This window comes from Psychrobacter sp. P11G3 (assembly GCF_001435845.1).
GTDB lineage: Bacteria > Pseudomonadota > Gammaproteobacteria > Pseudomonadales > Moraxellaceae > Psychrobacter.
Window position 1 is genome coordinate 727,667 of sequence record NZ_CM003596.1, and the last position, 17,077, is coordinate 744,743.

Sequence of the window (17,077 nt, forward strand, 5' to 3'; positions counted from 1 at the left end):
TTTCTAGCACTATTTCATTATGCCTTTGCTACTTTCCAATTAATAGGAGGGTTGGCGGGGCTTTAAACTATTTTGCTTTTGGCACGCTATAAGTTCGGATAAAGAACTCATTCTGGTTAAGAACAGAAGGCCGCTTTAAGTGAATATTTAACCAAACTGCTTTTGATCATGGTCTTGCGACGCAAGAATGACAAAGGCACATATTAGGAGCTTGCTGGCATGGCTAACCAGAGAATCCGTATCCGTCTTAAGTCTTTTGATCATCGTCTGATTGATCAATCTGCACAAGAGATTGTTGATACTGCAAAGCGCACCGGTGCGCAAGTTTGTGGTCCTGTACCGTTGCCGACTCGCATTGAGCGCTTCAACGTTCTAACCTCACCACACGTTAACAAAGACGCTCGTGACCAGTACGAAATCCGTACTCATAAGCGTATGGTTGATATCGTTCAACCAACTGACAAAACTGTGGATGCGCTAATGAAATTAGATTTAGCGGCGGGTGTTGACGTTCAAATTGCTTTGGGTTAATGCACATTAAACACCCAACCCATTAATATAAGATATAAAGAGGTCTAAAATGGCGATCGGTTTAGTCGGTAAAAAGTGCGGCATGACCCGTGTCTTCACTGAAACAGGCGCATCTATCCCTGTAACAGTTGTTGAGGTCGATGCAAACCGCATTACTCAAGTAAAAAATACTGATGTAGATGGTTATCAAGCCATCCAAATTACCACAGGTACTCGTCGTGACAGCCGCGTAACAGCTGCACAAAAGGGTCACTTCGCTAAAGCTGGTGTTAAAGCTGGCCGTGGTGTTTGGGAATTCCGTGCCAACGAAAGCGATCTTGAAGGTCGTGAGATTGGTGGCGAGATTCTAGCTGACTTGTTCGAACAAGGTCAGATGGTTGATGTGACAGGACAGAGCAAAGGTAAAGGTTTTCAAGGCCCTGTTAAGCGTCACAACTTTAGTATGCAAGATGCTACTCATGGTAACTCAGTGTCTCATCGTGCGCATGGTTCAACTGGTCAAAACCAGTCACCAGGTAAAGTATTCAAAGGCAAGAAGATGGCGGGTCAGATGGGTAACAAACGTGTTACCGTTCAAGGCCTAGAAGTGATTTCGGTTGATGCCGAAAAAGGGTTACTTGTCATCAAGGGTGCTATCCCAGGTGCCACCGGTGGCGATGTTATCGTACGTCCGTCAGTCAAAGCCTAAGCAAGGGGATTAACGTGGATTTAAAAACAGTTACAGGTGCGGCGGTTGAGCTTTCTGATACGGCATTTGGTCGTGAATTCAACGAAGCACTAGTGCATCAAGTCGTCACCGCTTATTTAGCTGGTGCTCGCCAAGGTACACGCGCACAAAAAACACGTGCCGAAGTTTCTGGCGGTGGTATTAAGCCATGGCGCCAAAAAGGTACTGGTCGCGCTCGTGCGGGTTCTATTCGTAGCCCAATCTGGCGTTCAGGTGGTCGTGCATTCGCTGCAAAACCACAAGATTGGTCACAGAAAGTAAACCGTAAAATGTATCGCGGTGCGATGCAGTGCATCCTAGCAGAATTGATTCGTCAAGAGCGTCTGATTTTGGTAGAAGAGTTGAGCGTTTCTGGGCCGAAAACCAAAGAACTGATTGCTAAGTTGAACGATTTGAATGCACCTCGTGCACTAATCGTTACTAAAGAAGTTGATGAAAACTTATACTTAGCTGCTCGCAACATTCCACACGTCAATGTACTTGGTACAAATGAAGTGGACCCAGTGAGCTTGATCGCATTTGATAAAGTGATCATGTCAGTTGAAGCTGCGAAACAATTTGAGGAAGCACTAGCATGAATAACGCAAGACTTTATCAGGTCTTAAGAGGGCCTGTATTCTCAGAAAAATCTCAAATGCTTGGCGACTCACTTGGTGTGCAGGTATTTAAAATTGATTCTAATGCTACTAAGCTTGAAGTCAAGAAAGCAGTTGAGTTGATGTTTGAAGGTGTTGAAGTCACTAAAGTAAACACTTTGAATGTTAAAGGTAAGACAAAGCGTTTTGGTAAAAGCATCGGCCGTCGTAACGACTACAAAAAAGCCTATGTTACCTTAAAAGCTGGTCAAGATGTACAAATGGCTGATGCTGGTGAAGAAGTAGCGAATACTACTGATTCTACTAGTGAAACAGCGAATAACGAATAAGGATTACACTCATGCCTATCGTAAGAGCAAAGCCAACATCACCAGGCCGTCGTTTTGTTGAAAAAGTAGTGCATCCACACCTGTACAAAGGTCGTCCGTTTGCAGCACTTCTAGAATCAAAAAGCAAGTCAGGTGGTCGTAACAATAATGGCCGCATTACTACTCGTCACATTGGCGGTGGTCATAAGCAACATTATCGCATTATCGATTTCAAACGTACTAAAGACAATATCCCAGCAACGGTAGAGCGTATTGAATACGATCCTAACCGTACTGCTCATATTGCTCTACTTAAGTATGCTGATGGCGAACGTCGTTACATTATCGCTGCTAAGAAACAAGTAGTTGGTGATACAGTAATGTCAGGCGAGACTTCTCCAATTCGTCCAGGTAACTGCTTACCGCTAAAAAACATCCCATTGGGTACTGTGATTCACAATATCGAGCTTAAAATCGGTAAAGGTGCACAGATGGCTCGTTCTGCGGGTGCTAGCGTTCAGTTACTAGGTCGTGACGGTGTTTATGCTATTCTACGTATGCGTTCTGGCGAAACTCGCCGTGTACACGTAAATTGTCGCGCTGTTATTGGTGAAGTTTCTAACACTGAAAACAACTTGAAATCACTTGGTAAAGCCGGTGCTTCACGTTGGCGTGGTGTTCGTCCTTCTGTTCGTGGTGTCGCTATGAACCCGGTTGATCACCCACACGGTGGTGGTGAAGGTCGTAACAAAGGTCGCCATCCAACCAGCCCTTGGGGTCAGAAGTCTAAAGGACTTAAAACGCGTCACAATAAGCGTACTGACAACATGATCATCCGCCGTCGCGCCAAGAAGAAATAAAGGAAGAATTTCATGCCTCGTTCATTGAAAAAAGGTCCATTCATAGACGCGCACTTGTTTGCTAAAGTTGAGAATGCATTAGACACCAACTCACGCAAGCCAATTAAGACTTGGTCGCGCCGCTCGATGATTCTGCCACAAATGGTTGGCCTAACTTTATCTGTTCACAACGGCCGTACTCATGTACCGGTTATCGTGAGCGAGCAGATGGTTGGTCATAAACTAGGTGAATTTGCCCCGACTCGTACGTATCGTGGTCACGGCATTGACAAAAAAGCTAAGAGATAAGGTGCTTACCATGGAAGTAACTGCAAAATTACGCGGTGCCGCCATATCGGCACAAAAAGTTAGACTCGTTGCTGATGAAGTTCGTGGCAAATCTATTGAGCGTGCTTTGGATATCCTAACGTATAGCAATAAAAAAGGCGCTGTGTTTGTTAAGAAATGCCTTAACTCAGCCATCGCCAATGCCGAACATAATCACGGCTTAGATATTGACGACCTAAAAGTCGCTACTATCTATGTTGATGAAGGCATTACGCTAAAACGTATCCTACCACGTGCCAAAGGCCGTGCTGATCGTATCAGCAAGCGTACTTGTCACATCACTATAAAGGTAGGAGAATAAGTTATGGGTCAAAAAGTACATCCAATCGGAATTCGTCTTGGTGTTGTAAAAAAGCATAACGCAAACTGGTATGCTAACCCTAAACAATACTCAGAATACCTAATCAACGACATTCAAGTTCGTGAATATCTACGCAAAAAGCTAGATAACGCTATGATCAGCAACATCATGATCGAGCGTCCTACTGGCGCTGCTAAGATTACCATCGCCACTGCGCGTCCTGGTATTGTTATCGGTAAGAAAGGCGAAGATATCGAAAGACTTCAAAAAGAATTGACCAAAATTATGGGCGTACCTGCTCAGGTCAACATTGAAGAAATCACGTCACCTGACCTTGATGCACGTTTGGTAGCAGACGGCATTGGTAGCCAGCTTGAGCGTCGTGTTATGTTCCGTCGTGCGATGAAACGCGCGGTACAGAACAGCATGCGTTCTGGTGCTAAAGGTATCAAGGTTGAGCTGTCTGGCCGTTTAGGCGGTGCTGAGATTGCTCGTAGTGAATGGTACCGTGAAGGTCGTGTGCCATTGCATACACTCCGTGCTGATATTGACTACTCGTCAATTCGTGCAGAGACAACTTACGGCACCATCGGTGTTAAAGTTTGGATTTTCCGTGGCGAAATCCTTGACGGTATGAACAGTGTATATAATCCCGTCAAAGAAGAGCAGACTCGTGCGCCAAAACGCCGTGGTCGTGGAAACCGTCGAAACTCAGACAGAGGTTAAACTATGTTACAGCCAAAACGTACCAAGTTTCGTAAAATGCACAAAGGTCGTAACACTGGGCTAGCTCATCGTGGAAGCACCGTTGCATTCGGACAAATTGGTCTAAAATCATTGACGCGTGGTCGTATGACAGCTCGTCAAATCGAAGCAGCACGTCGTACCATCACTCGTAAAATTAAGCGTGGCGGTAAGATTTGGATTCGTGTATTCCCTGACAAACCAATTACCAACAAACCATTAGAAGTACGTATGGGTAAAGGTAAAGGTCCAGTAGAATATTGGGTATGCGAAATCAAACCTGGTAAAGTGCTATATGAAATTGAAGGGGTATCTGAAGAGCTTGCTCGTGATGCATTAACGCTCGCTGCAGCAAAATTGCCCTTTAAAACTACCATTGTTAAGCGGACGATAATGTAATGAAGATCAGTGAATTACGTGATAAATCATTAGAAGAACTGACCCAGTTACTTGATGAAAAGCAACTTGATGCTTTCCGTATTCGTATGGCTAAAGCAACTGGTCAGTTGGGTAATACCCATGAAGTTAGAGCCAATCGTCGCACGATTGCCCAGCTTCAGACTTTGATTAACGAGAAACAACGAGGCGACTCATGAGCGATAACAATCAAACAGCTACCAATGCTAGCGTATTGACAGGACGAGTTGTCAGCGACAAGATGGACAAGTCCATCACAGTTTTGATTGAGCGTCTGGTTCGTCATCCTTTGTATGGCAAGCAGCTTCGTCGTTCTACGAAAATCAAAGCTCATGATGAGAATAACGTTTGCCAACAAGGCGACCTTGTCCGCATCAAAGAAACGCGTCCAATCTCAAAAACTAAGTCTTGGACTTTAGTTGATGTGGTTGAAAAAGTAGAAAAAATCTAAGTAAATTGCATTAAAAGCCAGAAGCTGTTAAAATAGCCGCCTTTTTAAGGATGCTGATTGCGCCGAGCGTATATCACTCACATTAAGAGTAAGTCGCGGTTATTTATATTAAAATGCCGTCCTACTCATTCTGTGCTAGCGGCAGCAACTGGTTTTTATTGCTCATACGTGTGGAGTAACGCTATGATTCAGGTTGAGTCAATGCTGGAAGTTGCAGACAATAGCGGTGCAAGGCGAGTTCAGTGCATTAAAGTACTGGGTGGTTCTCATCGTCGTTATGCATCAGTTGGCGACATTATTAAAGTAACGGTTAAAGAAGCCATTCCTCGTGGTCGTGTTAAAAAAGGCGACGTGATGAATGCAGTAGTTGTACGTACCAAAAAAGGCGTTCGTCGTCCAGATGGTTCTGTGTTACGTTTTGACGACAATGCTGCGGTATTGTTGAACCAAAACAAAGCGCCGATTGCAACTCGTATTTTTGGACCGGTAACTCGTGAACTACGTGGTGATCAGTTTATGAAAATTGTATCACTAGCACCAGAAGTATTGTGAGGTAATCCATGTCAAAATTACGTAAAGGCGATACAGTTATCGTGATTGCTGGGAAAGACAAAGGCAAGCAAGGTACTGTGCAAGCTGTAAAAAACGATCGTATTAAAGTTGAAGGCATTAATATTGTTACTAAACATCAGAAGCCAAATCAGGCAACTGGTGTTGAAGGTGGCATTCTTAAGCAAGAAGCTTTTCTGCATATCTCAAATGTCGCAATCTTAAATGCGCAAACCCAAAAAGCAGACCGTATTACTTATCAGTTTGGCGAAGACGGCAAGAAACAACGCGTCTATCGTTCAAACGGTGAAGTAGTGGCGACTGCGTAAGACACTAAGGGTGTAATGGTAATGGCAAGATTAAAATCTTTATATAACGATAAATTAAAGCAGCAAATCAAAGAAGATCTTGGTTTGGACAATGTGATGCAAGTGCCTAAAATCACTAAAATCACACTTAACATGGGTGTAGGCGGCGCGTCTCAAGACAAGAAATTGTTGGAAGGTGCTGTAGCTGATATGACTGCGATTGCTGGTCAAAAACCTGTTGTCACCAAAGCGCGTAAATCAGTTGCTGGCTTTAAGATTCGTGAAGAATGGCCAATTGGCTGTAAAGTAACGCTACGCGGTGAGCAAATGTACGAATTTTTAGATCGTCTCGTTGCCATTGCAATTCCTCGTATTCGTGATTTCCGCGGTTTTTCACCTAAAGCCTTTGACGGACGTGGTAACTACTCATTGGGTATCAAAGAACAAATCGTATTCCCAGAAGTAGATTTTGACAAGATTGATCGTATCCGTGGTATGGATGTGACAATCACCACGTCAGCTCAATCTGATGAAGAAGGTCGTGCGTTGCTTAAAGCATTCGGCTTCCCATTTAAATAAGGTAAAGACGTTATGGCAAAGAAGAGCATGATTAACCGCGAATTAAAGCGCGAAAAAATGGTTGCTAAATATGCTGAAAAGCGTATCAAGCTAAAAGAAACTATCAGTGATATGACTGCAAGTGACGAAACTCGTATGGAAGCGATGTTAGAGCTACAAGCTCTTCCACGCAACTCATCACCAGTACGTCTGCGTAATCGTTGTGCTATCACCGGTCGTCCTCACGGTTACTTCCGCAAGTTTGGCTTGTCACGCAATATGCTGCGTGAGCGTGTCATGCAAGGCGATGTGCCTGGTGTTCGTAAAGCAAGCTGGTAAGGAGTAACTATATGAGTATGCAAGATACCGTTGGGGATATGCTAACCCGTATCCGTAACGCACAAATGGCTAACAAAGTATCGGTAGCAATGCCGAGCTCTAAATTACGTAAATCAATTGCTGATTTATTAGTTAGCGAAGGTTATGTGGCGAGCGCCGTTGTTACTGAGCAAGAAAACAACAAAGCAACCCTTACTATTGAATTGAAATATTTCGAAGGCCGTGCTGTCATCGAAACTATCCAACGTTACAGCCGCCCTGGTCTTCGCCAGTTCCGCGGTAAAGACGAAATCCCTACTGTTAAGCAAGGTATGGGTGTTGCTATCGTATCTACTAGCCAAGGTATCATGAGCGATCGTGCTGCACGCGCTGCTGGTATCGGTGGTGAAATCGTCGCATTTGTAGCGTAAGCTATACGACGATGAAGTCTATTTGATGGTTGTTAGGCTTCTATTGATTGAGTAATATTAAATTATTTTGAATTGATAGATGTCTAACACAGTCAACTATGCTAAACTAACACGCTTTTTAGCCTGTTAGTTTTTTCGCTAATATAAAGAAGTTAAATTTTTTAAGGAATATTCCTATGTCTCGTGTGGCTAAAGCCCCAGTGACGCTGCCAAACGGCGTAAGCGTTACTTTGAACGATCGGCAGGTCGAAGTTAAAGGCAAGAACGGTTCTATGTCTTTACGCCTGCATGAATTGGTCGAGCTGAAACAGGAAGATGATGCTATCATTTTCTCACCTACAGTCGATTCAAAAGAAGCTATGATGCACACTGGCACCATGCGCGCTCTTGTTAACAACTATGTTACTGGCGTAAACGAAGGCTTTGAAAGACGTCTTCAGTTGATTGGTGTTGGTTATCGCGCGCAAGTTACTGGTAACAAAGTAACCTTGAACGTTGGTTATTCTCATCCAGTAGAGTATACGTTACCTGAAGGTGTATCAGCTGAAACGCCAACGCAAACTGAAATTGTTTTGAAATCAAACAATAAACAGCAGCTTGGTCAAGCAGCCGCCAACATCCGTGGTTTCCGCCCACCTGAGCCTTACAAAGGTAAAGGTATTCGTTATAGTGACGAGCATGTGATTCGCAAAGAAGCTAAGAAAAAATAAGGTGAGTTGAAATGTTTGATAAAAAAGCAGCTCGTCTGCGTCGAGCTAAGAAAACACGCGCGCATATCCGTTTCTTAGGCGTTCATCGCTTAACGGTTAACCGCACGTCAAAACATATTTATGCCCAGATTATCTCTCCAAATGGTGGTGAAGTGATTGCTCAGGCATCTACCTTAGACAGCAGCTTGCGTTCAGGCGCGACTGGTAATGCTGATTCAGCAACGTCTGTAGGCCAAATGATCGCAGAACGCGCAAAAGCAGCTGGCATTACTAAAGTTGCCTTTGACCGTAGTGGTTTCAAATATCATGGTCGAGTTAAAGCTTTAGCAGAAGCTGCTCGCGAAAACGGATTGGAGTTTTAATCATGGCTAGAAATGATAAAAATGATAAAAATGAACAGACTGACGGTCTAGTAGAACGCTTAGTTACCGTTGATCGCGTAGCGAAAGTTGTTAAAGGTGGTCGTATTTTCTCTTTCACTGCATTGACTGTAGTGGGCGATGGCAACGGTCGTGTAGGTTTTGGTCGTGGTAAAGCACGTGAAGTGCCAGCTGCTATCCAAAAAGCACTAGAAGCTGCCAAACGTAATATGATTACTGTTGAGCTAAATGATGCAACTTTGCATCATCCAATCAAAGCACGTCATGGTGCTAGTAAAGTCTATATGCAACCTGCATCTGAAGGTACTGGCGTAATCGCTGGTGGCGCAATGCGTGCTGTATTAGAAGTTGCTGGTGTCAAAGATGTTTTGACTAAATGTTATGGTTCTACCAATACTGCTAACGTTGTTCGCGCAACGTTTAACGGTTTACGTGATATGTCAACTCCAGAGAAGATGGCAGCTAAACGTGGTAAATCTGTAGACGAAATCTTGGGTTAACTTAGACTAGGTGAGTTACGATGAAAAAAATGAAAGTCACTCAATTTAAATCGGGTGCCCATCGCCTAAAGAGCCACAAAGCGAGCTTGAAAGGATTGGGTTTACGCCGTATTAATCATACTGTAGTAGTAGAAGATACTCCTTCGACTCGTGGTATGGTCAATCGCGTTAACTACATGGTAAAAGTGGAGGAAGCGTAATGGGTCTTAGATTAAATGAATTATCACCAGGTGTTGGCGCAAAGAAAACTGCCCAACGTCGTGGTCGTGGTATCGGTTCAGGTCTTGGTAAGACTGGTGGTCGTGGTGTAAAAGGTCAGAAATCTCGTTCAGGTTCTAGCATTCGCTCAGGATTTGAAGGTGGTCAGATGCCTCTATATCGCCGTCTACCAAAATTTGGTTTTACCAGTAAACTGGCTATGAAGACTGCTGAAGTACGTCTTTCTGAACTGAATAAAATTGAAGGCGATGTAGTTAGCCTTGAAACACTTAAAGCTGCTAACCTTATTCGTCACGATATGAAACGTGCTCGTGTAATGCTATCAGGCGAAGTCACTAAAGCTTATACTTTCAAAGGTATTAAAGTGACTAAAGGTGCTAAGCAAGCTATCGAAGCTGCTGGTGGTAGCATCGAGGAGTAGTAACGTGTCAAAACAATCAATGTCATCGGCTGGTATACCGCTTAATCCATTCGCATTTATACGTAAGTATGATGAGCTATGGACGCGTTTATTATTTTTAATCGGCGCATTGATTGTTTATCGTTTAGGGTCACATATTCCAGTTCCGGGTATCAACCCAGTTAACTTGGCTGATCTGTTTTCGCGCAACGAAAACACCATTCTGAGCATGTTTAATATGTTCTCAGGTGGTGCGCTAGAGCGTATGTCCATCATGGCACTTGGCATTATGCCATATATCTCAGCATCGATTATCGTACAGATGATGTCTGCAGTATTGCCATCGCTTGAAGCCCTCAAAAAAGAAGGTGAAGCGGGACGACGCAAGCTAAACAAGTACACCCGTCAGGGAACGCTTGCTTTAGCACTAGTACAGTCATTAGGAATGTGTGCCGGCTTAATCAGCCAAAACCTTACTTTATCTACTGGTCTTACCTTTTATATTCCAGCTGTTACTTCTTTAGTAGCAGGCGCAATGTTCTTAATGTGGCTTGGTGAGCAGATTACAGAACGTGGCGTAGGTAATGGTATTTCAATGCTCATTTTTGCGAGTATTGTGGCTGGTACGCCAGGTATGATTTCGCAGTCTATTGAACAGGTCAATCAAGGTCAGATGAACTTGATTGTGCTATTTATTTTTGTACTGCTAGGTATCGCGGTTACTGCGGGTATCGTTTATATTGAACGTGCTCAACGCCGTGTTCCTGTGAACTATGCTCAAAAACAGCAACAAGGTCGCAAAATTTATGCCCAGCAGCAATCACATTTGCCGCTTAAGCTAAATATGGCAGGGGTTATCCCCGCTATTTTTGCCAGTTCTTTGTTATTGTTTCCTGCAAGTTTAGGGCAGTGGGTTGGTCAATCGACTGATCCTACCTTTGTACAGAAAATACTTCAAAATATGGCATTGGTACTGTCTCCAGGACAGCCGCTATATTTAGTACTGTTTGGCGCAATGATTATTTTCTTCTGTTATTTTTATACGGCATTGGTATTTAGTCCGCGTGAAGTAGCAGAGAACCTTAAACGTAGTGGTGCGTATATCCCAGGTATTCGCCCAGGACAACAAACTCAGCGTTACCTCGATCATGTATTAAACCGACTGACCTTTATTGGCGCGATGTATATGACGGTTATTTGTTTAATGCCAATGGTCGTCCAGTCATCGTTTGGTGTGCCGTTTCAACTCGGTGGTACGTCTTTACTGATTATGGTGGTTGTGGTAATGGACTTCATCTCGCAGATTCAAGCGCATTTGATGACCCATCAATATCATGATCAGACGTTAATTCAATCGCCCACTCAACCTTAAATGAGCGGTACGATATTTCAAGGAGCATGCTATGAAAGTTCAAGCATCAGTTAAAAAGATTTGTGGTAGCTGTAAAGTTGTGCGCCGTAAAGGCCGTGTACATATTATTTGTACAGCAGAACCTCGCCACAAGCAACGTCAAGGTTAATCTTTAGTATTAGAAAACATCTAGTTTTCGTTGCTAATTAAATTAATACTTGAAAAATAACGGCGGATGCGATATCATCCGCCACTTGCCGTGTTTATACAAAATCTTTTATAATAGAATCGATGAGCAGACTTATAGTCGAAACATCGATAATGACTATAAAAGCTCTAGTATTAACAGCAACAAATCTGAAGAGTAAAGCCTTATCGCTAGATAACGCTTATTTTTCTTTAATGGAGAGAAATCAATGGCTCGTATTGCCGGCGTAAACATTCCGGATAATAAGCATGCTGTTATTTCACTAACTTACATCTTTGGTGTAGGTCGTACCACTGCTCAGAAAATCTTAGAAGCAGTTGGCATCGCCCCTACTACTAAAGTCAGTCAGTTAGATGATACACAGTTAGATGCTATCCGTGCACAAGTTGCAAACTACATGACCGAAGGTGACCTTCGTCGTGAAGTTTCAATGAACATCAAGCGTTTAGTTGATCTTGGTTGTTACCGTGGCATCCGTCATCGTCGTAACCTACCAGTTAGAGGTCAGAACACCAAGAACAACGCTCGTACTCGCAAGGGTCCGACACGCCCTCTCAAAAGATAATTAACTTAGGAAGCTAAAAGATGGCAAAAGACACTCGCAGTCGCAAAAAGGTGGCTCGTCGTTCAGTATCGGAGGGCATTGCCCATATCCATGCGTCTTTTAATAACACCATTGTTACGATTACCGATCGTCAAGGTAATGCATTGGCTTGGGCCACTTCAGGTGGACAAGGCTTCCGTGGTTCACGTAAATCTACACCATTTGCAGCTCAGGTTGCAGCTGAAGTCGCTGGTAAAGCGGCCCAAGAATATGGTGTTAAGAATATCGATGTTTTGGTCAAAGGACCAGGACCGGGTCGTGAGTCTGCGGTAAGAGCACTAGGTGCATTGGGTTATAAAGTTAACAGCATCTCTGATGTAACCCCAATCCCACACAATGGTTGCCGTGCGCCGAAAAAGCGCCGCGTCTAATATTAAAGACGAAGCTTTTTATACTAAAAGCTTATAGGAGACATAACAATGGCCCGCTATATTGGACCAAAACTGAAATTATCACGTCGTGAAGGTACGGATTTAGGCCTTAAATCTGGCGTTAAACCGTATGACGTAAAAACGAAGAAAGCTGGTCGTCCACCAGGTCAACATGGCGTAAGCCGTAACAAGACCTCAGAATATGCTCTACAGTTGCGTGAAAAGCAAAAAGTTAAGCGTATTTATGGTGTACTAGAGCGTCAATTCGCGAACTACTATAAAGAAGCTGCTCGTAAGCGTGGCGCTACTGGTGAAAACCTACTAGCAATGCTTGAGAGCCGTCTAGATAACGTTGTATATCGCATGGGCTTTGGCTCAACTCGCGCAGAAGCACGTCAGCTAGTCAGTCATCGTACTGTTATGGTAAAAAAAGCTGGCCGTGATGAGTTTGTTCGTGTGAACATTCCTTCAATTCAGCTTCAAGATGGTGATGTCATCGCTATCCAAGAGAAATCTCGCGAACAGCTACGTATTAAAAACGCTATCGAATTAGCGACACAACGTGGTATTCCAGAATGGCTTGATGTTGACCACAGCAAACTACAAGGCACGTTTAAACATGCGCCTGATCGTATTGATCTACCTGCTGAAATCAACGAAAGCTTGATCGTTGAGCTATACTCTAAGTAATGACGTAATGCTCAATGTTATGAAAATGGCATTGAGCAATTAACGTTAATTAAACCAGTTTAATAAATCGAGGTGACATCATGATGCTAAATGCAACTGAGTTTCTAACGCCGAATGCCATTAATGTGGATACGGTTAACGAAACGATTGCGAAAGTCACGCTCGAACCGTTAGAACGCGGCTTTGGGCATACCCTAGGTAATGCTCTACGTCGCATCTTGTTATCTTCATTACCTGGTGCTGCAGTCATTGAAGCTGAGATTGATGGTGTTGACCATGAATACTCAACGCTTGAAGGCCTGCAAGAAGACGTACTTGATTTGCTTTTGAACCTAAAAGGCTTAGCAATTACGCTTCATGACCAAAATGAAGTATTTTTGACCTTGGATAAACAAGGTCCAGGCACTATTACTGCTGCAGACATCGCGTTGCCGCACAATGTTGACATCATCAATCCAGAATTGGTATTGGGTACATTGAGCGATCGTGGTCATCTTAAGATGCGTTTGCGTGTAGTGATGGGTCGTGGATATGAGCCAGCAAACCAGCGCCGTGAAGATGGTGATACTAAAGCAATTGGACGCTTAAAGCTTGATGCAAGTTTTAGTCCTGTGCTTCGTGTTGCTTATCAGGTTGAGAACGCTCGTGTAGAGCAGCGTACTGATCTTGATCGTCTTATCATTGAGCTTGAAACTAATGGCACTATAGATCCAGAAGAAGCAATTCGTAAAGCAGCCACTATTTTACAACAACAGATTTCTATCTTTGTTGACCTAGAAGCTGAAGAAGCGCCTGAGCCTGTGAAAGAGAAAGAAGAGGTTGATCCGGTGCTATTACGCCCTGTGGACGATCTTGAACTAACGGTTCGCTCAGCCAACTGCTTGAAAGCTGAAAACATTTACTATATCGGTGATTTGGTACAGCGTTCAGAGACTGAACTTCTAAAAACCCCAAATCTTGGTAAGAAATCATTGACAGAAATCAAGGACGTATTAGCGTCTAAAGATTTAGAGCTCGGTATGCGCCTAGATAACTGGCCACCAGCTGATTTACGTGTTGATGATCGCTTTTCTTATCGTAGCCGTTAAACTTTAAGGATTTTTGACTATGCGCCATCGTAAGAGTGGAGTCAAGCTGGGTCGTACCGGCAGTCATCGTAAGGCAATGTTTCAGAACATGACTAACTCATTATTTGAGCATGAACTGATCAAAACAACTTTACCAAAAGCTAAAGAACTACGTCGCGTTGCCGAGCCATTGATCACTATGGCTAAAGAAGACAGCGTTGCTAACCGTCGTTTAGCATTCAGCCGTATGCGTAGCAAAGCTATGGTAGGCAAATTATTTGGCACGTTAGGTCCTCGTTACCAAACGCGTCCAGGTGGTTATTTGCGTATCGTAAAATGCGGTTACCGTGATGGTGACAATGCGCCAATGGCTTATGTAGAATTGGTTGATCGTGACTAGTTTTACACCTAAGACATATTCCATAAAAAAGCTCCAATGCAATTGGAGCTTTTTTTTGTCTTAAATTTGACTAAATATACTAGTAGCTGTTTAAAGCAATACCTAGCTGTTTAGAGTAATAACGAATCGACATTGGCAGCACCTTGCCTGATAATTTCAGGAACGCTGCTAGTCATATCTACGATAGTAGTAAGCTTGGTCGTCTTTATACCTGCATTGATGAGACCATCGATTTGGTTGCCTAGTAAGTCTTCAATCTCAAATGGGTCATCCAAAATATCGTCTTGATTAGGCAAAATCAGTGAGCTGGTTAAGATAGGTTCATCCATCGCTTTTAATAGTGCTTGAGCAATAGGGTTACTAGGCACACGAATACCAATGGTTTTTTTCTTTGCATGCGCCAGTTTCTTGGGTACGTCTTTGGTGGCAGTAAGAATAAAAGTAATTGGGGCAGGTGTGTGGGCTTTCAGCTGTTTAAATTGCATATTATCAACGGTTGCATAATTGGCAATTTCGCTTAGGTCGCGGCACAGTAAGGTAAATTGATGCTTATCATCGAGTTCGCGGATTTGCTTAAGCTTAGCTAGGGCATCCTTTGCGCCCAAACGGCAACCAAAAGCATAACTGGTATCAGTTGGGTAAATAATTAACTGATCTCTGCGCAATAGGTCAGCGGCTTGCTCAATGAGGCGTGGCTGCGGATTATCGGGATGAATATAGAAGACTTCCATAATGGTTCCTTATTTTATAATTATTGGTTTTTAATTGAGACAGTTTTTTCATTAATTAGATTTATTTCAATTACTAGATATATTAGAAAAACTATTCTAGAACTAAAGCAGATTGATATTTTTAAAATACCACTCCAGTTATCAGTATAGCTTAAAGCAGATATAAGTTTAGTGGCAAGGCGTTACCAACCGTAGAGAATCGTTAATAAGTAGGAACGCTTAGTAATTTGAATTAAGCACTTATCTCAGATGAAGAAGTGCAAGCGCTAAGTAAGGCAATCAGTAAAGTCTTAGCGTCACGCGGCAGAGTATGAGGTTTGGCTATATAGCTTTTTACTTGCTGATAGACATCAATAGCAAAGGTACTACTACTGGTGTCGAAGTCGGCAAACAAGTTATCTTGTGAGACTTGGAAATTTCGTCCACACGCCAAGGTAAATAGACACTCTAATGCTTGAGGTTTGATTTCTACACGCTCAAATGCCTGCTGCTGCGCCGCCGATCGTCCATCTGGGGCATACCAGTAGCCAAAGTCAGATAGTTGTCTACGAGCGTCGCCAGCTACGCACCAATGGCTGATTTCTAGTAAACTCTTAACTATAAATGTACATTACTAAGTTATTGATTGATAAAGAAGTAATTGTAATGATGTAAAATCAGCTTCTTGATAAAAAAATGTACAATATTCCTCATAAAAGGAGATATTGTACATTAAGTGAGTCATTGGAATTATCACTTTTCAAAGCACTAAGAAGCTTATATTAGCCGTGTATATACAATCGAGACATATCAATATTTTATTTTTGATGAATAGATCGGGACTTTTTGTTGGTTCTTCTCTTAGTAGATATTCTTTGTTTTTTCAATAAAATTGGGAAGGCTAGAATATTTACTATAGTTATCATCGGCTGAATAGTAGCCTGATGAATATACTTCACATGACTGCTTTGAAATTTTAAAATTAAGTAAGTATGAATTTGCAATATGTAGTTAATAAACTAATTATCCCTTAACGTAGAAAAATCTGTATGCATTAATGTTTCTAAAGCTATTCTAGCCGTAGGAGGAGGATTCGTAATCATCTCTTGATAATTAACTTCTAAGTTTTTTAGAAACACCTCTGATATCGGTCGACCTGAAAAATCATCAAAGCTAGGTGAAAAATGTATACCTATAGCTTCACACATAGCCTTTTCTAAGCCTTGAGGTCTTGCTTCAACCAATTGAAATAGCTCTTGCTCTTCACTTGTTCTACCACATTCAGTATACCAGTAACCATAGTCATCTAATTTGCGTCGTTTTTGCCCTGCCAAACAGTAATGAGCAATTTCATGTAATAGGCTTCTTGGGTAGTTTTCTTTAAAAAAGATCTTCGCATTTGTATCTGCTTTTGGCGCTTCATAGTAGGGTTCATCTACTCCACCAATTATGGTTAGAGTAGGAAAAAGATGTTCAAATAAAATTTTTAGTTTGTTACACAAATGATCGTCATTCATAGGAATACTTTTAAGGCATCTTAATAGCCGTAATATGAGAAATAAAGCTTTAGAGAGGCTTTATTCATAGATTGTATTTGAGCTAAACAGGAACAAGATTAAGCTATTTATTAGATCTTTTCACTAATCTTATATGTGGAGAATCTGCTAACTCTCTTTGAAGTTCAAAATTCTGTCTTAGAATGTTAAGATAATCTTGCATTATAATGTCATATTCTTCTTTTATCATGTCGTATTTCAAATTAGCTTTGATTTTGAGCTCTTTTTCATGTTTTAACTTAGTAGAAGTATTAGGTTTTTCTTGAGCACGATTTTTGCGTTCTTCTTCCGCTTTTGTTATTGCTTCGCAAAGTTCTGGATATCTCTCATTACGGACATACCCTTTTCCTTTACCTGCCTCTCTACCTACAGCGTCTCTAGTAAACTTAAACCGTGATGACTTTGTATTGACAATTTTGGCTGTACCATCTTGTAGACGATTCAAAGCATCCCAATAAGCCTGTTCTGCCTGGCTAGTTTTCATG

At 42.3% G+C, this 17,077-nt stretch carries 31 protein-coding genes and 1 pseudogene; 28 read left to right on the forward strand and 4 right to left on the reverse strand.

The annotated features are described in order from the left end of the window. Positions 1-219: 219 nt before the first annotated feature. From rpsJ to rplQ, 28 genes are all read left to right on the forward strand, one after another. On the forward strand, positions 220-531 hold the full coding sequence (rpsJ, locus tag AK824_RS02975) for a 30S ribosomal protein S10 (protein WP_010196670.1): 312 nt from the start codon (positions 220-222) through the stop codon (positions 529-531). Between the two features lie 49 nt (positions 532-580). Continuing rightward, positions 581-1,219, forward strand: coding sequence for a 50S ribosomal protein L3 (rplC, locus tag AK824_RS02980; RefSeq protein WP_057758696.1), 639 nt, complete (start codon positions 581-583; stop codon positions 1,217-1,219). A 14-nt stretch (positions 1,220-1,233) separates the two neighbouring features. Further along, positions 1,234-1,836 carry a 50S ribosomal protein L4 gene (rplD, locus tag AK824_RS02985; protein ID WP_057758698.1) on the forward strand — a complete coding sequence of 201 codons (603 nt, stop codon included), beginning with the start codon at positions 1,234-1,236 and terminating at the stop codon, positions 1,834-1,836. Beyond that, positions 1,833-2,183 carry a 50S ribosomal protein L23 gene (rplW, locus tag AK824_RS02990; RefSeq protein ID WP_057758700.1) on the forward strand — a complete coding sequence of 117 codons (351 nt, stop codon included), beginning with the start codon at positions 1,833-1,835 and terminating at the stop codon, positions 2,181-2,183. Before rplD ends, rplW begins: the two co-directional genes overlap by 4 nt. Before the next feature lie 11 nt (positions 2,184-2,194). Further along, positions 2,195-3,022, forward strand: coding sequence for a 50S ribosomal protein L2 (gene rplB / locus AK824_RS02995; protein ID WP_057758702.1), 828 nt, complete (start codon positions 2,195-2,197; stop codon positions 3,020-3,022). Positions 3,023-3,034: 12 nt separating this feature from the next. Then, positions 3,035-3,310, forward strand: coding sequence for a 30S ribosomal protein S19 (gene rpsS / locus AK824_RS03000; protein WP_010196682.1), 276 nt, complete (start codon positions 3,035-3,037; stop codon positions 3,308-3,310). 10 nt (positions 3,311-3,320) lie between these two features. After that, positions 3,321-3,650 (forward strand): 50S ribosomal protein L22, encoded by a 330-nt coding sequence (gene rplV, locus AK824_RS03005; protein ID WP_021813373.1) that lies wholly within the window; start codon positions 3,321-3,323, stop codon positions 3,648-3,650. Between the two features lie 3 nt (positions 3,651-3,653). Next, positions 3,654-4,376, forward strand: coding sequence for a 30S ribosomal protein S3 (gene rpsC, locus AK824_RS03010; RefSeq protein ID WP_057758704.1), 723 nt, complete (start codon positions 3,654-3,656; stop codon positions 4,374-4,376). A gap of 3 nt (positions 4,377-4,379) precedes the next feature. Next, positions 4,380-4,793 carry a 50S ribosomal protein L16 gene (gene rplP / locus AK824_RS03015; RefSeq protein ID WP_025644399.1) on the forward strand — a complete coding sequence of 138 codons (414 nt, stop codon included), beginning with the start codon at positions 4,380-4,382 and terminating at the stop codon, positions 4,791-4,793. Next, positions 4,793-4,990, forward strand: a complete 198-nt coding sequence (gene rpmC, locus AK824_RS03020; RefSeq protein ID WP_025644397.1) for a 50S ribosomal protein L29 — start codon at positions 4,793-4,795, stop codon at positions 4,988-4,990. The genes rplP and rpmC overlap by 1 nt, the downstream gene beginning before the upstream one ends. After that, the gene (rpsQ, locus tag AK824_RS03025; protein WP_021813375.1) at positions 4,987-5,262 is read left to right on the forward strand and encodes a 30S ribosomal protein S17; all 276 of its coding nucleotides are present in this window, start codon (positions 4,987-4,989) and stop codon (positions 5,260-5,262) included. The genes rpmC and rpsQ overlap by 4 nt, the downstream gene beginning before the upstream one ends. A 183-nt stretch (positions 5,263-5,445) precedes the next feature. Continuing rightward, positions 5,446-5,814 (forward strand): 50S ribosomal protein L14, encoded by a 369-nt coding sequence (gene rplN, locus AK824_RS03030; RefSeq protein WP_010196702.1) that lies wholly within the window; start codon positions 5,446-5,448, stop codon positions 5,812-5,814. A gap of 8 nt (positions 5,815-5,822) precedes the next feature. Continuing rightward, the gene (gene rplX / locus AK824_RS03035; RefSeq protein ID WP_011279796.1) at positions 5,823-6,140 is read left to right on the forward strand and encodes a 50S ribosomal protein L24; all 318 of its coding nucleotides are present in this window, start codon (positions 5,823-5,825) and stop codon (positions 6,138-6,140) included. Between the two features lie 21 nt (positions 6,141-6,161). Further along, positions 6,162-6,698 carry a 50S ribosomal protein L5 gene (gene rplE / locus AK824_RS03040; protein WP_057758706.1) on the forward strand — a complete coding sequence of 179 codons (537 nt, stop codon included), beginning with the start codon at positions 6,162-6,164 and terminating at the stop codon, positions 6,696-6,698. A gap of 12 nt (positions 6,699-6,710) precedes the next feature. Further along, on the forward strand, positions 6,711-7,016 hold the full coding sequence (gene rpsN, locus AK824_RS03045) for a 30S ribosomal protein S14 (protein WP_010196705.1): 306 nt from the start codon (positions 6,711-6,713) through the stop codon (positions 7,014-7,016). Positions 7,017-7,027: 11 nt separating this feature from the next. Continuing rightward, complete coding sequence (rpsH, locus tag AK824_RS03050) at positions 7,028-7,426, forward strand: 30S ribosomal protein S8 (RefSeq protein WP_057758708.1); 399 nt, start codon at positions 7,028-7,030, stop codon at positions 7,424-7,426. 176 nt (positions 7,427-7,602) lie between these two features. Next, positions 7,603-8,136: a 50S ribosomal protein L6 gene (rplF, locus tag AK824_RS03055; protein WP_057758710.1), complete on the forward strand. Its 534-nt coding sequence runs from the start codon at positions 7,603-7,605 to the stop codon at positions 8,134-8,136. Between the two features lie 11 nt (positions 8,137-8,147). Continuing rightward, complete coding sequence (gene rplR / locus AK824_RS03060) at positions 8,148-8,498, forward strand: 50S ribosomal protein L18 (RefSeq protein WP_057758713.1); 351 nt, start codon at positions 8,148-8,150, stop codon at positions 8,496-8,498. A 2-nt stretch (positions 8,499-8,500) separates the two neighbouring features. Next, positions 8,501-9,016, forward strand: a complete 516-nt coding sequence (gene rpsE / locus AK824_RS03065; protein ID WP_057758716.1) for a 30S ribosomal protein S5 — start codon at positions 8,501-8,503, stop codon at positions 9,014-9,016. Positions 9,017-9,036: 20 nt separating this feature from the next. Next, positions 9,037-9,216, forward strand: coding sequence for a 50S ribosomal protein L30 (rpmD, locus tag AK824_RS03070; RefSeq protein ID WP_057758718.1), 180 nt, complete (start codon positions 9,037-9,039; stop codon positions 9,214-9,216). Then, positions 9,216-9,656 carry a 50S ribosomal protein L15 gene (rplO, locus tag AK824_RS03075; RefSeq protein WP_057758719.1) on the forward strand — a complete coding sequence of 147 codons (441 nt, stop codon included), beginning with the start codon at positions 9,216-9,218 and terminating at the stop codon, positions 9,654-9,656. The genes rpmD and rplO overlap by 1 nt, the downstream gene beginning before the upstream one ends. Before the next feature lie 19 nt (positions 9,657-9,675). Continuing rightward, on the forward strand, positions 9,676-11,007 hold the full coding sequence (gene secY / locus AK824_RS03080; protein ID WP_166739245.1) for a preprotein translocase subunit SecY: 1,332 nt from the start codon (positions 9,676-9,678) through the stop codon (positions 11,005-11,007). 31 nt (positions 11,008-11,038) lie between these two features. Further along, a complete protein-coding gene (gene rpmJ, locus AK824_RS03085) occupies positions 11,039-11,155 on the forward strand; it encodes a 50S ribosomal protein L36 (protein ID WP_010196721.1) in 117 nt (38 codons plus the stop codon). Positions 11,156-11,402: 247 nt separating this feature from the next. Next, positions 11,403-11,759 carry a 30S ribosomal protein S13 gene (gene rpsM / locus AK824_RS03090; protein WP_021813384.1) on the forward strand — a complete coding sequence of 119 codons (357 nt, stop codon included), beginning with the start codon at positions 11,403-11,405 and terminating at the stop codon, positions 11,757-11,759. 20 nt (positions 11,760-11,779) lie between these two features. Next, complete coding sequence (gene rpsK, locus AK824_RS03095) at positions 11,780-12,169, forward strand: 30S ribosomal protein S11 (protein ID WP_010196728.1); 390 nt, start codon at positions 11,780-11,782, stop codon at positions 12,167-12,169. Positions 12,170-12,217: 48 nt separating this feature from the next. Beyond that, positions 12,218-12,859 (forward strand): 30S ribosomal protein S4, encoded by a 642-nt coding sequence (gene rpsD / locus AK824_RS03100; RefSeq protein ID WP_057758723.1) that lies wholly within the window; start codon positions 12,218-12,220, stop codon positions 12,857-12,859. Between the two features lie 80 nt (positions 12,860-12,939). After that, the gene (locus tag AK824_RS03105; RefSeq protein WP_021813386.1) at positions 12,940-13,947 is read left to right on the forward strand and encodes a DNA-directed RNA polymerase subunit alpha; all 1,008 of its coding nucleotides are present in this window, start codon (positions 12,940-12,942) and stop codon (positions 13,945-13,947) included. Positions 13,948-13,966: 19 nt separating this feature from the next. Then, positions 13,967-14,326 (forward strand): 50S ribosomal protein L17, encoded by a 360-nt coding sequence (gene rplQ, locus AK824_RS03110; protein ID WP_021813387.1) that lies wholly within the window; start codon positions 13,967-13,969, stop codon positions 14,324-14,326. A gap of 110 nt (positions 14,327-14,436) precedes the next feature. On the opposite strand, the gene AK824_RS03115 is transcribed toward rplQ, so the two are convergent. The 4 genes and pseudogenes from AK824_RS03115 to AK824_RS03125 form a co-directional block, all read right to left on the reverse strand. After that, the gene (locus AK824_RS03115) at positions 14,437-15,057 is read right to left on the reverse strand and encodes an L-threonylcarbamoyladenylate synthase (protein WP_057758725.1); all 621 of its coding nucleotides are present in this window, start codon (positions 15,055-15,057) and stop codon (positions 14,437-14,439) included. A 232-nt stretch (positions 15,058-15,289) separates the two neighbouring features. Further along, positions 15,290-15,646, reverse strand: a pseudogene (locus AK824_RS13370) (elongation factor P hydroxylase); the annotation flags it as partial. 409 nt (positions 15,647-16,055) lie between these two features. Beyond that, entirely contained in the window at positions 16,056-16,553 is a 498-nt protein-coding gene (locus tag AK824_RS03120; protein WP_057758727.1) for an elongation factor P hydroxylase, read from the reverse strand. A gap of 103 nt (positions 16,554-16,656) precedes the next feature. After that, a complete protein-coding gene (locus AK824_RS03125) occupies positions 16,657-17,076 on the reverse strand; it encodes a hypothetical protein (RefSeq protein WP_057758729.1) in 420 nt (139 codons plus the stop codon). Position 17,077: the final 1 nt, after the last annotated feature.